We start from the raw sequence: 15,014 nt of genomic DNA, 5'->3' as shown, positions 1-15,014 counted from the left end.
ACAATTAAAGTAATGGTTAAAGTGTTGTGAATTGATTTCAAATTGTATTTTTACGTGAGCAATCACAAGAAGATTACGCTAGAGATAAATCCATACTAAGTTGTGAATTGATTTCAAATTGTATTTTTACGTGAGCAATCACAAGGCAAGATTTCGAAATGATGATTTGAAGGCCGTTGTGAATTGATTTCAAATTGTATTTTTACGTGAGCAATCACAAGAAGCAAGCAATGCCAAACTTTGCAAGATGTGTTGTGAATTGATTTCAAATTGTATTTTTACGTGAGCAATCACAAGCTAAACTAGACATACAAGCGAATGAAGATAGTTGTGAATTGATTTCAAATTGTATTTTTACGTGAGCAATCACAAGTTAGACATTTTAAAAGAAAATGAAGGAATTGTTGTGAATTGATTTCAAATTGTATTTTTACGTGAGCAATCACAAGTTCGTTTCGTTGTTTACTTGCACCACTCAGGTTGTGAATTGATTTCAAATTGTATTTTTACGTGAGCAATCACAAGTTTAACTCTTTTAAATACTTTGCTACTGTCGTTGTGAATTGATTTCAAATTGTATTTTTACGTGAGCAATCACAAGAAAACTAAATCAAACCATTGATGTTAATGTGTTGTGAATTGATTTCAAATTGTATTTTTACGTGAGCAATCACAAGTTTTACTCGGTGTTTATTATAGGTAAGGGGGTTGTGAATTGATTTCAAATTGTATTTTTACGTGAGCAATCACAAGGTCAATCCCAGTTTATTGAGTAAAATCAATAGGTTGGGATTCCTTTTTAAGATTCAAAAAATTTACTTTTAGGAGAGGATAAATAGAAGTTTATTAGATTTTACCTATCCTATTTAAAACAATTGCAACTGTTGTGTTGGTTGTGGTAAATCCACTTCTCTAATACCATGAAATAATTCCATGTTACCAAATTGCTTGTCAGTAATTTCTAAAATACAGATTTTTCCATGTTTTGGTAAACTAAATTTTACTCTTTTAGCATGCACTTTTGCGTTTTCTCTACTTGGGCAATGCCTAAGATATATTGAAAATTGAAACATGGCAAAACCATCATCAATTAGTTTTTTACGAAACAAGCCAGCGGCTTTTCGTTCCTTTTTAGTTTCGGTTGGCAAATCAAAAAAAACGAATACCCACATAATTCTATAAGCGCTATATCTGTTAGTTGACATTTAATCTAATTCTGGATATTTTATGTGTCTTAGCTCTCCAGTAAAGCATTTATATAAACTAGCAGTTGTGGCAGTTACAGCAACAAGCAAAGGCCTTACTAAGCCATCAATACGCACATCTTGTGTTGCAATTGTTAAAATAGTAGCCTTTGCATCTTTGTTTAATTCGGTATTATTATTGACTAAAATATAATTGTAAACTAATTTATCTACAAAAGGCCTGTAAGGTTCCATAATATCATCTGCCAAACAATACGGATTGTACTTGTTTCTATGAAAAATCCCTAAAACAGGTAATAAACCACTACTAACTAAAGCCCTAGCAACGATACTCCGTAAAACGGAATATCCAAAATTTAATAAATTATTTGGTGCTTCTCCAAAACGTTGTCTATTAAAGTTTTCAAACAACTGTTTCCAGTAAAACTGAGCTGCTATTCCTTCTCTATTTGTAGTGTCACCACTTTTTACAGTTAGTTGATATACTCCTAAAGGTTCTGCAAATTTATCATTTAATACTAGTAATGCTTTTTGATTTTTTATTTTCTGTTCCACCGTTTGTTTCCATAGCTTCTTTTTTAAAGGCTCTGATGCAGCAAATTGGTGTTTTATTCTTTCTGAATATTCTGAATGTCCATGCATTGGTAACATCATTCCAAATGGTAAGTGATGTTCATCACAACTAATTACAGCAACATTATTACCCTGTAATTTTACTAAAAGCTGGTTAGATATTGTAATTTGATAATGGTCTAACATTAACAAGGCAATATCTTCAATTGGTACAGTTCCTTTGATTTCTTTTGTTTCAGGTTCTTGAACAACCAATTGTTCTTGTTTTATTTTTAAATAGGATGGATTGCCTATGTAAATGGTTCTTTTTATCATGGCTTTCTTTTTTAATATTCTCCTACATAAACAATTTTTCCAATATGATTCATTCTTAGTTTTATAATATTTCTTAATGGCTCTGTACTTTGAATAAAGTGATACGTAATACCTGATAATTGTTTTTTTGTTTTTAAAATTTCACTTGTTACAACCTGTGTTTCTAAATGATGATTAAACATATAATTTTTTGTTGAAATTTTCTGTACTCTAAACAAGTTTTTACTGATTAAGATTTCATTTTTTTCATCTAAAAGATCAATTTCAATTGGATTAAAATCATCATTGGGAAATACAAACATTTCATTTTGTTTCATAGTAAACAAAAACTCCCAACCTAAACCTGTATTGTATTCTTTGTTTATTATAGGCAATCCTTCATTTACTCTAGCCACGGCTTCATAAAACGAAACAACTTTTTCTTGTAATTTACCTTTGTCATCTTTATAAATTGCTACATGATGGTTATTTCCTGTGCTTACAAAATCAACAGCTTGTTTATTACCCTTTTTATCTAAAATTTCACTTCCAAAATGGTCTTTCTTATAATGTAAAGGCTCTGCATTAGAAACTCCAGTTATAGTAACACGCTTTATACTAATTCCTTTTTCTTTATTTAACCAAATAGGGTTTTTATCTAAATCTGAAAAAGCCTCTTTAGGTTTACCTCCAAATTCATTAAGCCTATTTTTTAAAACTTCTTGTGTTTTTTTATCAATTATTTTATTTAAATCTTTTTCTGTTTTAAAATTATCTGGAGAAACAACTTTTCGTATTGTATAAATTTCTTCAAAACACAAAACTTCTGTCAACTGTAAACCCTTATAGAGAATAGGATCTTTTTTTATTGTCTTAGAATCGAAAGCAATTTCTGGCTTATTATTGTATTTATGTAAATGCTTTGTTACAACTGTTTTTAAGTTGGAGTTAACAATTAATTTCAATGTTTCTATCTTAAATTTTTTACTCAATTTAATAGGCTTGTCCATTTCCCTTTTAGAGGTGCCATATACTGTTTCTTTATGCAATTGCCCTCTTGGAGTAAGTTGTGGTTTAGCATTAAAATTATCTTTACCTTTTAGTTTAGATTTGTTAATGTTTTTAGTAACAACTTTGTTTTTGTTTTTAAAAGAAATTAAAATAGACTCAATATGCTTTTTGGCTTCAGTTCTAAAGTTTTCAATTGGTTGAATAAAATTTCTTTTCTTATTTCCTGTTGTATCCTCATACACCTTGGTAATTGTGTTTTTAATACTAAACAAGTGGCTTTCTTTATTTCTTGAAGCATTTAAATTATTAATATAATTAATATGGTTGTGCGTTGTAAAAGCAACCGTAAGTGCATCCATTGCATGATGTCTGTGGTCGTTTCTTTTTGTCCAATCTTTTATTATTTCAATTTTTACATTGTTTTTTCTTTCTTGAATTTCTGTTAATCCTAAACTTCTATATTTATGTAAATTAAGTTCTTTCATAACGTTTATTAAATCCCAGTCGCCACGTAATTTATCAGTAATCCTACCAGATGTTGGAACCACATTCTGAAACACTTCAAATAACATGCTCTTTGCTTTTTTAGAAATGTATTGTGTGTTTACTAAATCTCGGGCAATAAAATCTGTAGGTAAATTAGCTAAACTCATTAAAAGCTTCTTGTATTTTCCTTTTTTTATATCACCGTTTTTATATAAACTTTCTACTCTTAATCTATATTTGTTAATGTCCTCATTACTATAGTCTTGTTCTATAAAATCTATTGCTGTTCTATCTGCTTTTTTTAGGTTTACGGCTCTGTATGCGAGTGTTTTGTTGGAAAAAGAATCGTCAAATAAAATGGCTTTTGGTATAATATGTTCAATATCTATATTTTTAGAAAAGATGTCTTCTTTTGGTATGTATTTGTTGGTAAACAAGCTTTTATAGCCATTGTTTTTGAGTTCAAGCCATAGCTTATAACGTACTACATCGTTTTTTGTAGGAGTGAAGCCAAATTCTTTCTGAATTACAGATTTTATATCATCGTTTACTTTTGTTGCAGAGTTTATAAATTTTGTAGTTTCTTCCCTTTGTTTTGCAGATTTTTTTAAATCTCTCGCCAGTTCAATTCTTATTTCATCAGGCTTCCCATATTCATCAATAATTTGATTTATAACGTTTACCATTTGATTTAATATTTTCTCTACAACCGGGTTTCTTAAACTGTTTTTTTGCAGTATCTCTAATCTTGGTTTAAGAATCCTTTTTTCTAATTCTTCTTTAGTTAGGCTACTAGAGTGGTTATATCCTGCTAACGCGCAAGACTCTGAATACTCGTTACCTTCTTGTAAAAAAGGGATGATTTTCCGAATTGCTCTAGAAGACAAGCTGCCATAATCGTCTTGTAAAGTAACATTAGCCATCATGGTAGCGTATTCTGGTTTAAAACCATATTTAGTATGAAGTTTCTTTTTTAGAGCTACATTAGAATTTCCATAAACCAATCTATCTTCCTCCAAAATTTTTGTATCATCTTCGGCGGAGTATAGTAAGTGCCATAATTGATAATTGGTTTGTTTATCAAATGTCTGACCTTCAATATTCGTTTCGAAATTTAAAATAGTAGTATCAATATTGATTCGAGGAAAAATAGACTTTAACTCTTCTTTTATTTCTTTTGTAGTTTTCTTTTCCCAATCAAAACCATAACCTTCTTCTGTTGCAATATGTTGGTAAATATTGTAGAGTGCTTTATTTGTATTATTACCCTCTAGTCCTTTGGTGAAATTACTTTTCCAAGTTGAGTTTAAATTGCAAAACTTTAAGATTGTTTTTTCCGTTAAGTTGCCTCTTAAATTTAATTCTTCAAAAAGAGAAATTCTTAAGTCATCATCTAAAACACATTTTTCTTTTGTTCTTGTATTTTTAAATACTAGGTTGTTTAAGTTTTGCCAAATTTTGAACTCTTGAAATAATGGAGAAGATTTAGGAACAGCTTTATGTTGTTTTTCAAACTGACAATTAGAAATAAGATGTTTTTGAGATTTTAATTTTCGTTGATAAAAAATAACCACATCACGGATTTCATTTTTTAACTCTAAAGTTAATTCTGAGTAATATTTAGCTTGTCTTACCCAAATCTGTTCAAATTCATCTAAATAATCCTGTCTATAAAAAACTTGATTTCTTAAAGAAGTATGATTGTTTTCTTTAATTTGTCTGTGTAAATTTTCGCCAACTGTTTCATTTTTAAAATACAATTCTTTACTTCTGTCGCTTATAGCACCGAGGTATCCGCTGGATTTATTTAAATTATTATTTATCTCTACTAAAACATAAGCAACCTGATCTATTGGTAATTGATTAGTAATTGCTTCCGCTCTCCATTTATAGTGCTGTAGTTTTATAGCGTCTCTTTTGCCCTTGTTCTCAGCGGTATAAATTCCATGAATTGCAAGAAATCTTTTTCTAGAGTTTTGTTGTCCTTGTCCTTCAAGTTTCTTGTACATTTCATCATTTAGTACATTCGAGTGAAATTGTTTTTGATATTCCCATATTATATTAAATTCATTTTGTAAATCGGAGCGATAAAAATCTGGTATATATTTTTTTTTATTTAACAGTAACTCATATACATATTGTCCTGGTGTAATATTATTTTCATATAATTCTTTGGCAATTGACATGCCATCAATAGCATTTCCTTCATCTTCACTTTTTGCTTTTCTACTACTTTTATATCCTCTTTTTTTGTTTATTGAAAAAAACACCCTAGCCAATTCATCTAGTTCTATCCTCTCATTAGGTGCTTTAGCTCTTAATCTTAAAGTTTCATGGGTCGTGTTGTTTCCTGTTTCAGTTAATATTGTTTCTTTCGTGATTAATTTATTGTCTAACAATATCTCAAATAAGTTTTCACGTCTTTGTTTATAACGTTGTAAATTTCTTCTTGCTCCTCTGTTTAATGTTCTATCTGCATTTGTAGAAATTGGTTTTCCTTTATCAAAATTTGTTTTCTCATCAATAGAAAGTGGATTGACTCTTACTCCAAGTTTAATAATTTCTGAATTTTCACTTTTATTTTCAGCTTCATTTACCAAAGCCCATCCAATAGATGTAGTCCCTAAATCTAATCCTAATATCTTTTTCATTCTGAGCGATTTTTATATTTACTATAAATTTAAAAAAAAAATAATTACTCCCTGTACGGAAACCCGTAATTTAGAATCATATTTTTTTATATATTTGTTAAACAATTTGAAATCAATTCACAATAAGGATTATTCCGTTGTGAAAACATTTAAAGCGGCATGAAAATGTCGCTTTTTTTTATTTTCAAAAAAACTCATTTACCAAATAACATTTATACAACTAGATCAACTAAATCACCACCATCTTTTAAACTGGATTCCTCTAACATCCTACTGCATTCAATATTATATCCTTTTTTCTCTAATTCAAGGCTAACTGTATTCCATTTATCAAACTCAGACTTATCTGGATACACAATTATTTTTCTATGCTTTATAGGTGTAAGTAATTCTTCTTTAAAATTAGATTTACTTCCAGTTGCCATCCAAATATTAGATGGATAAATAATACTCATTATTATTGCAGTCTTTTCTGACTCGACAATGCAAATTATTTTATAATTTTCTTGTTTTGTAATACAATGCAATCCAAATAAACATTGTTGTAACACAAAATCATGTTGTTTTATACTTTTATGCATCCAATTTATATGGTTGTATGGCTTTTTTACCCTTTTACCGGTATTACTGTTGTACAACATTATCTTTCCTGCTCTAACTGTCCTACAATTATCTATCTGCCAAAAAATTGTAGCACCATTCCAATGATTTGTAGTACCAATTTTATATAATTTAATAGCTTGTATTACATCTACTGGCACAAAATGCGTTAGTAAATAGGCTATAAAGTTATTTTGCTTAAAATTTGACATATACTGTATTACCATACTTAAACTGTGATACGTAGGAGTAATACGCTTTGTATTACTTATTATTGAAGACGTAATACGTTTGTTTGTGTTTGGCTTTTTAAAATAACCACACTTACTTTCCCTATCGCATCTACCATCAAATGAGTTTGTATATTGTTTTGTTTCAGAATCTATAAACCTAACAAATGATTTTTTGTTGCAGCTAGGGCATTGGTGCTTTTTACTTGACCTATCGAGTGTGTATTTGTATTGTTGTGTCATATTACTATTCGTATAGGTCGTACAATTATATATGTACGAGTTGTACGAGTTTATTTTAAGGGATTCTTTTTTTATTGAAATGCTGTATTAAGTATTTTAAACACTCTGTTTCTGTAAACATTGACGATTGAAAATTTTTCTTTCGATTGTTAATTTTAGGCAGTTCTAATTCTACTTCGCTTTTGATCATATTATACAGCTTATTAAGCTCTTCCTTAGGAAGTGCTTTAGCTACATTATATACATCATTAGCAGTCATACGTTAGATTCCTAGTTTTGTTCTTCTCTGTCTAACTGTAGCCTCGTGTATTCCTAACTCCTTACCTATTTGAACGTTTGAAATTCCTTTTTCTACAAGTTCTAATAACTGGTTATTACTTTCTTCTTTAGAATTTGTACCAAAAGTTTTTAGGTGTTCCAATTCATTACCAAAACCTAAAAACTCAAACTTTAAAAAATTCTGTTCTTTATTAATTTGACACAAAACAACATTATCACCATGATACAAATGTTCTGTATTACGTTGTTTGATTTGTTTTATATAACGTAACGATGAATCTTGAGAACTTGCACCAATTGCAAAAGAACTATCACAAAAATTCATTAACATTTTACTACCTGCTAAATCATTTTTTGAAATAGCTTTAGTTTCATCACGTTTTGGAGTATGTGCTAAGACCAAAATAGAAACACCACTTGTTTTGGCAAGTTTTTTTAATTGTTTCATTAACTCTAATGCATCTTTAGCACGTTCATTGTCACTTTTTAGGTATGTAAGATTATCTATAATTAATACGTCTACATTATTTTTGGAGATACTTTCATTAAGTGTCTTACACAAATAATCTTCGATACCACTATACTCTTTTGGAATATCTAAATCTGTATTTATCTCTGCACGAAGAAAATTATGATTAAAGACATAATGCTCCTTATAATTATTAGAACAACGGTTTTCGAATTGTTTGTCTGACAATTCGAAATCCAAGTACAACACTTTTTTTGGTTGACATTCTAGTTTAAAACCTGCTATTGGTTTTCCACGGCTTAAACTATCTGCTATTTGTACAGCCAAAATAGACTTGCCGATATTAGTGTCAGCAAATAATATTGCTAATTCATTTTCATACCAAAGTTCACTAAATAGCATATTAGGAATAGGGCGCCTTTTAGCTTCATCTACCCATTCGTTTGCCTCTTTAATTATTAAACATCCTTGAACGGACTCTTTCTGTTTTAATTTGTTTTCGTTAGACAGAAGATCGTTTCCAATTAAGTTTATGTTTTTGCTATTCATCCTCTTCTCTATTTGAGTTAGGCTTAACATTTAGACATTGACTTAAATCAATATAGTTTGGAAAATAATGCACAGAATTTAATTGATTTATGTGCTCTTCTGTTCGTTGTCCCAAACAATCAGACAAATCAATAACTAATGGTTCTGGTTTTTCGAAATCTTGAACACATTGCTCCTCAAAGTAATCAGATACTTTTTCTTCAAGGATATCTCTAATAAGATTTGAAACAGTAGTCTCTCTCTCTAGAGCTAAAGTTTCTAATTCTCCTTTTAATAATAAATCAATTCTTAAATTAATTTTTGCTTTCATCTTTATTTATTTATTTAATTAAACATTGTTTTTGTTAAATGCTTATTAAATAGAATGATGAAAATCCATTACCAGCTAATAAGATCTAACTGGTTGTAATAAATGAAAACATTGAAAGTTATAAAATGAAAGGAAAATAGAAAATGTATAGAAATTTATAGAAAAAATGAAAGGAATGTAGAAATTGAATATTATTTAACGTCAGAGATAAATTTATTCCATTTTTTTTCAAAGATGTTTAACCTTTCTTTGTGTTTGGCATTTGTAGTATCGGTTAGCTTTAAAGTTTGTAATTCAAGGTTAAAACACTCGTTAATTATTGCTTGAAATAATTTAGCTGAAGGCATTTTCATGGATAATTTATCTCTAAAAAAATAAAAGAGACTAACGACAAATACAAAATTTGTTTTTAATTTCAATTGTATACAAATGAAATCAACTTGTATCTGTTTTTCAAAATGACATGAGTAGTTATCATAAATTTTATAAGAAATAGGTTTTACAGAAAAATGTTCATCTATTATAAAATTGAATTTTCTATTTAATTGAATTAATGTTAATAAATCATTTTCAAATTTGAACATTTTTATTAGTGTAGGCTGCTGTTTAAAAAGTGATCTATCAAAAAATGTTTTATTACCTAATAAATATTGAATAAACAACGCTCTTTCTTTTCTAAGCCATTCTGTTAATTGAACACGCTCACGATTTAGAGTAAAAAACTTATTATGAAATATAAGTGCTCCTGTTTCATTATCCATACCCTTAATTGTATCTCCTTCAGGACAGGCTCCTTTAAAAATTTTATTAAACTTCTTTAAACCTAATTTTTTAGCTTTTTTATCGGTTAATGCAAACGTGTCTTCATTAAATTTTTTAAAAAACAAAATATTATCTCCTTCTAAACCTCCTTGATAATGTTGTAGCAAAAATTGATAAAATTCTTCTGCAATTTCACGAGATAGAATATAAGTTTTACCACTTAAAGATATATTACCTGAAACAGAAAATGCACCAACTTCATTTTCATTAGGAACTAAGTCCTCGTTTATTGTAGCTCTTCGTAATAAATATCGCTTTCCAAACATATAATCGTCCTGTTCATCATTAGAAAGACCATTAAAATTGTATTGTTCTATAATTCCTAAATATTTGTAGTCCATTTATTCTAAAAGGTTTGAGTAATCTTCTGGAAGCACAGCATCAATATCGCGTAAATATAGTTCTAAAGCACTCATTGTTGCATGTCCAGTAATTAATAATAGTTTACTTTTAACTTCAAACGGCGTTGCATTTTTTGCCATCTCTTTATATAGTTTTGTAATTAGAGTGTGCCTAAAACTATACAAACCATATTCTATACCTAAATCAAAATGATCTTTTACCTTTTTAAAACGTTTAGTAAAAAAATTACGTTTATTCTCTTCTAAAGTTTCCCATGTTCCACCAATTGCATCTGGTGTAAAAAGAAAATCATCTTTTCTAAATTTTGTAAGATCTGGCAACTCTTTTATTAAAATATCTGGTATAATTTTAGTTTTAACAAGTTGGTTTTTTGCTCTAACATAAAGCTTTTTGTCCTCCAAATCTAAATCTCCTATTCTCAATCTACAAACTTCTATAGGTCTTAGGAAATTATAGGAAAAAAATTGCACAAATAAGTGTAATACAGGATCATTAGTTTTTACATAATTTAATACTTCTTTAAGTTGTGTTGGAGTATATGTTTTATTCCTTTTAGGGATAGCCTTTAAAACATTAATTTTTCTAACAAAATTATCAAGTATAACATCATTATCCACCAATACTTGGAATAGAGAACCAATATCAGTCCTTGCATTATTACGATTTCTAGGACTCGTGTTTTGTAATACAGTGTTTAAATATTGTATTACAGTTTTTTTATTTAAAGTATTAATATCACATTTAAAATCAAAGCCTTCTTTTTCTAACCACACTTTAAATCTATTGATCCTACTTTTAAATCTGGTATAAGAACCCGTTGCAAGGATATTAGCTTTGGTTTCTAACCCTAAAATAAAAGCATCTTCAATTGATATTGTTACAACTTTAATAGCATCATCTGTTGATTCTATAACCATAGGAACTTCTAATAAAACCTTCTTTTTCTTTTTAGTTTTATTCTTGCTTTTAATCTTGACTTTTTCCTTCTCACGCTTCTCGAGGTATTCAAGAAAAGTTAAGTTATCTTTATATGGGTTATAGCCCTCATCTAGAAGTGTCATTAGACCTTTCTTTAATATGTTTAGTGCAGTACAACGACGTAATTTATCCTTAAACACATTAGTTCCTCCTTTAAGATTAGTCTGCCTAACAAGCTTATTTGTTTTAGGGTTTCTAAAAGAATAATACACATACCAATCTTTAGATAACGCCCTTTTTTGGTCTGCTTTAGATAGTTTATACCAGTTGGTAATATCAACTCCTCCAGTGAAGAGTTTAGGCTCGTTGTATTGTAATTTCATAGACAAATCGTGTACGGAATCGTGTACTTTACGTAAATGTAAGAAAATATAAGACATAAAAAAACGGATTGTGAGACACAATCCGTTGATTCTATTAGCATTTAGCTTAGTAGCGGGAACTGGACTCGAACCAGTGACCTTCGGGTTATGAGCCCGACGAGCTACCTACTGCTCTATCCCGCGATATAATCTCTAAAACGATTAACTTAGCTTTTAACTTTCGGCTCATAATACCGACCAAATCATTTCGGACTGCAAATATACAATGCTTTTTAGATAATACAAGTATTATTTTACAAAAAATTATTGCTCTATATTTACAGCCTCAAAACCAACAAGTTCCAAGTCTAAAAACTGAGGAGTTAATTGTATTGGATTGCAACATACTTCGCAATCCTCTACATAAGTTTGTTGTCTTACACTGCTGTCTATAAGCATTGATATCGTTTCCCAACAATAAGGACACTGAAAAAAATGCTCAAGCATAAAATATTATTTTTTGGTTATAAGTTGTTTGTAGAAAAGACTAAACCCATAATTTAGGTGTTTTTTTAAGTTTTTAGAATTAAAAAGAAGTGTTAAGCAATTCCCCACTTAACTGCAACAAATCTAACTCTGCCAATTTAGCTGAAAATTTAGCCAAATTCCTACTTAATTCTGCATTACGCAAGTTAAGTTGTGCTTGTCTAAACTCAATAGAATTTACCTGTCCAATTTTAAATTTCTCTTGGGTACGACTAAAATTATTTTGAGCTGTTGAAATATTATTTTCTTGTAAGTTATAAATGGCTAATTTGTTATTATAATCGTCCCAAACATTATTAAAATCTCGCGTAATACTAATTAATATATTCTCTTTTTGAAGCTGCTGTGTTTCAAGATTGACTTTAGCATTTCTTACTCTAGTTATTGTATTGCCTCCATCAAAGATATTCCATGACAAATTTAAACCTGCAGATAAACCTGTATTAATAGATCCTGCAACAAAAGACGCTGCGTTATTATTATTTTTATTCCATCCATAACTGCCAACCAAACCAATTGTAGGCAAGTAAGCCGATTGACCTGATTTAATACTTAATTGACTAATAGCTATATTTTTTTCAGTTTGAAGTAATGCCGTATTTCTGGTTTTAGCCTTTTCAAATAAGCTATCTTTTTTAAATTGTATTGCAAAGTTGACTTCAGTTTCTACATTAAAATCGTTTTTTAGAACATCACCCAAAACAACATTTAAATCTCGTTTCCCATTTTTTAATTGCTGAATAGCATTAATAATATTAATACTATCGTTTACAATATCCACTTCGGCATTTAAGATTCCCAACTTGGTATTTTGTCCATAATCGAATTGATATTGCGCTCTTACTAATCTGTTTTTTGAAATTTTTAAAGTCTCTTTTAAGGCGGAAACGTTTTCAGATACTTGTGCTACATTATAATACACCGAAAACAGCTGAATAATCGTGTTCTCTATAGTTTCTCGTGCTTGTAATTCAGATAATTGATATTGTTCTTTTAAACTTTTATAATTGTATTGTCTTCCTAAACCATCAAATATGGTGTAATTTAAGTTTAACGAAGCATTGTAACGTGAGCTTTCTGCTCCATTTAAAACTGTAGTATTTCCGTTAGAAAAATCAGCCTCAGTATTATCTAAATTATAAGTTGCTCCTGCACTTCCTGTTAGCGTTGGTAAGTAACCTGAATTTAAAATATTGGTATTGTTCTCGGCTACTTCAACTGCATTATTAGCAATTTTAATATTGAAATTATTTTCTAATGCTAGTTTTACTGCTTCATCTGTTGTTAGTACTTGTTGTGCACTAACTACTATTCCGATTAAAAATAAAACATATGTAATATAAAATTTAATAGTCATTGTTATGATTTTGTTCTCTTGTTACGCGCTCCACTTCTTCTCTAGTTACTTTTTTACCTGTATACAACCATTTTGCAGTTGTTTTTACGCTATTACTAAACGATAAGAAAATTGGCAGCACAACAAGCGTTAAAACGGTTGCGAATCCAATTCCGTAAGCAATAGAAACTGCCATAGGAATTAAAAATTGGGCCTGTCTACTCTCTTCAAAAATTAAAGGTGCTAAACCTGCTACAGTAGTAATTGAGGTTAAAAATATGGCTCTAAAACGAGAACGACCTGCTTGATACAAAGCGTCATCAAACAACATACCCTCTCTTAGATTATTATTAAATTTTCCAATAAGTACCAATCCATCATTAACCATTATTCCAATAAGAGCAATAATACCAAGCATTGATAGAATGTTTAATGGAAAATCGTGAACCCAATGACCCCAAGCAACAGCTGGCAAACTCAATGGAATAAGTAGCAATAATAAAAGAGGCTGACTGTAACTTCTAAATGTAAATGCAATAACTATATATATGAGCGCTAAAATTGTTAAACCTACTGCATTTAAAGAATTAAATAGTTTTACTCGCTCTCTATTTTGCCCTTCATAAGATGGTGTTACCGTAGGATATTTTGATAATATTTCTGGCATAATTTCATTTTGAATCTCTGCCATAATATCTGTTGGACTCGTTTTCTTTTGATCTTTTATATCTGCGGAAATTTGGATTTCTCGCCTTCCTTCTAAATGATTAATAGCAACATCTCCTCGCTCAATACTATAACTAGCTATTTCTTTTAAAGGAACTCTTTGTCCATTTGGCGCCACAATTCGCATATTATCCAAATTCTTAATGGATGAACGATTGTCTCTGTTATATCGTACCCAAACTCTAATTTCATCTTGCCCTCTTTGAAAACGTTGTGCTTCAGTTCCAAAAAATGCAGAACGTACCTGAGTCATTACCGTTCTCAAGTTTAAACCTAGTGCATAAGCACTTTCATTAAGTTCTAGACGAATCTCTTTAATACCAGCAGGATCATTATCTGTGACATCTTTTAGTAAAATATTATTTTCTAGATATTGTTTTAATTCAGACTTCACTGCTTTTAATTCAATAATATCATTTCCTAATAATGATATTGAAACAGGACTTCCTCCAAAATTCCCGCCACTTCCAAAAACTAAACTTTCGGCACCAAATATTGCTCCAACACGTTCTTGAATTCTATTGGACACTAAAGCAGACGTAATTTCATTAGGTCGTTCTTCTCCTGGCAACAAGTTTATTGCTAAAGATGCTGTTGATGAACCTGGCCCAATATTCTTAATCATATTTTCTACCAAATACTTTTCAGAATCTTCACCAATATATTCATCATTTATTTCTTTGGTAACTTCAATCGCTTTAGTTTCAATAAATGAAATAATACTGTCTGTTACTTTCTCTGTTGTACCATTAGGCATATTTAGTGATATACTAATCCTATCACTGGCTATTGTTGGGAAAAAAGCACCTCTAATGATACCGCTATCAAAACTAGCTTTGGTTAAAATTAAGAAGACAATAAAAATGAAAAGTTAAAAACTTATACTTTAAAGCGAATCTTAACGTAGGACTATACAATTTATCACGAAGCCAAGTCATGACTTTATCTCCAAACATATTAATGTAACGCAATTTAGAAAACACCCTTTGAAACACGCCAGCTATACCTTCTTTTGGTGTATTACTTTGTTTCCTTAAAGCT

The 15,014-nt window shown here is 29.7% G+C and carries 10 protein-coding genes, 1 tRNA gene, 1 pseudogene and 1 CRISPR repeat array (1 of these 13 running past the window's edge); all 12 genes and pseudogenes read right to left on the bottom strand.

Annotated features, from left to right (window positions below; all coding sequences use genetic code 11):
- A CRISPR array of direct repeats spans window positions 1-753; the repeat unit is 46 nt; unit sequence GTTGTGAATTGATTTCAAATTGTATTTTTACGTGAGCAATCACAAG; it reaches 2,481 nt to the left of the window's first position.
- A gap of 113 nt (window positions 754-866) precedes the next feature.
- Complete coding sequence (gene cas2 / locus RH82_RS13540; RefSeq protein ID WP_034061492.1) at window positions 867-1,205, bottom strand: CRISPR-associated endonuclease Cas2; 339 nt, start codon at window positions 1,203-1,205, stop codon at window positions 867-869.
- Complete coding sequence (cas1, locus tag RH82_RS13535; RefSeq protein WP_034061491.1) at window positions 1,206-2,093, bottom strand: type II CRISPR-associated endonuclease Cas1; 888 nt, start codon at window positions 2,091-2,093, stop codon at window positions 1,206-1,208.
- Between the two features lie 11 nt (window positions 2,094-2,104).
- On the bottom strand, window positions 2,105-6,220 hold the full coding sequence (gene cas9, locus RH82_RS13530) for a type II CRISPR RNA-guided endonuclease Cas9 (RefSeq protein WP_034061490.1): 4,116 nt from the start codon (window positions 6,218-6,220) through the stop codon (window positions 2,105-2,107).
- Between the two features lie 212 nt (window positions 6,221-6,432).
- Complete coding sequence (locus tag RH82_RS13525) at window positions 6,433-7,293, bottom strand: DUF6371 domain-containing protein (protein ID WP_034061489.1); 861 nt, start codon at window positions 7,291-7,293, stop codon at window positions 6,433-6,435.
- A gap of 262 nt (window positions 7,294-7,555) precedes the next feature.
- Complete coding sequence (locus RH82_RS13515; protein ID WP_034061486.1) at window positions 7,556-8,590, bottom strand: AAA family ATPase; 1,035 nt, start codon at window positions 8,588-8,590, stop codon at window positions 7,556-7,558.
- Window positions 8,583-8,900 (bottom strand): hypothetical protein, encoded by a 318-nt coding sequence (locus RH82_RS13510; protein WP_034061485.1) that lies wholly within the window; start codon window positions 8,898-8,900, stop codon window positions 8,583-8,585. Before RH82_RS13510 ends, RH82_RS13515 begins: the two co-directional genes overlap by 8 nt.
- Before the next feature lie 191 nt (window positions 8,901-9,091).
- Window positions 9,092-10,063 carry a hypothetical protein gene (locus RH82_RS13505; protein WP_034061484.1) on the bottom strand — a complete coding sequence of 324 codons (972 nt, stop codon included), beginning with the start codon at window positions 10,061-10,063 and terminating at the stop codon, window positions 9,092-9,094.
- Complete coding sequence (locus RH82_RS13500) at window positions 10,064-11,443, bottom strand: tyrosine-type recombinase/integrase (RefSeq protein ID WP_034061483.1); 1,380 nt, start codon at window positions 11,441-11,443, stop codon at window positions 10,064-10,066.
- A 53-nt stretch (window positions 11,444-11,496) separates the two neighbouring features.
- Window positions 11,497-11,569 (bottom strand) — tRNA-Met (locus RH82_RS13495).
- Window positions 11,570-11,689: 120 nt separating this feature from the next.
- Window positions 11,690-11,872, bottom strand: a complete 183-nt coding sequence (locus RH82_RS13490) for a CPXCG motif-containing cysteine-rich protein (RefSeq protein WP_034061482.1) — start codon at window positions 11,870-11,872, stop codon at window positions 11,690-11,692.
- 79 nt (window positions 11,873-11,951) lie between these two features.
- The gene (locus RH82_RS13485) at window positions 11,952-13,268 is read right to left on the bottom strand and encodes a TolC family protein (RefSeq protein WP_034061481.1); all 1,317 of its coding nucleotides are present in this window, start codon (window positions 13,266-13,268) and stop codon (window positions 11,952-11,954) included.
- Window positions 13,258-15,014 (bottom strand): annotated as a pseudogene (locus tag RH82_RS13480) (efflux RND transporter permease subunit); the annotation flags it as partial. The gene RH82_RS13485 and the pseudogene RH82_RS13480, both read right to left, overlap by 11 nt.

This window comes from Lacinutrix jangbogonensis (genome assembly GCF_000797445.1).
Classification (GTDB): domain Bacteria; phylum Bacteroidota; class Bacteroidia; order Flavobacteriales; family Flavobacteriaceae; genus Lacinutrix; species Lacinutrix jangbogonensis.
Note: the sequence above shows the minus strand (reverse complement) of the source record. Positions and strands in the feature narration are given on the sequence as shown.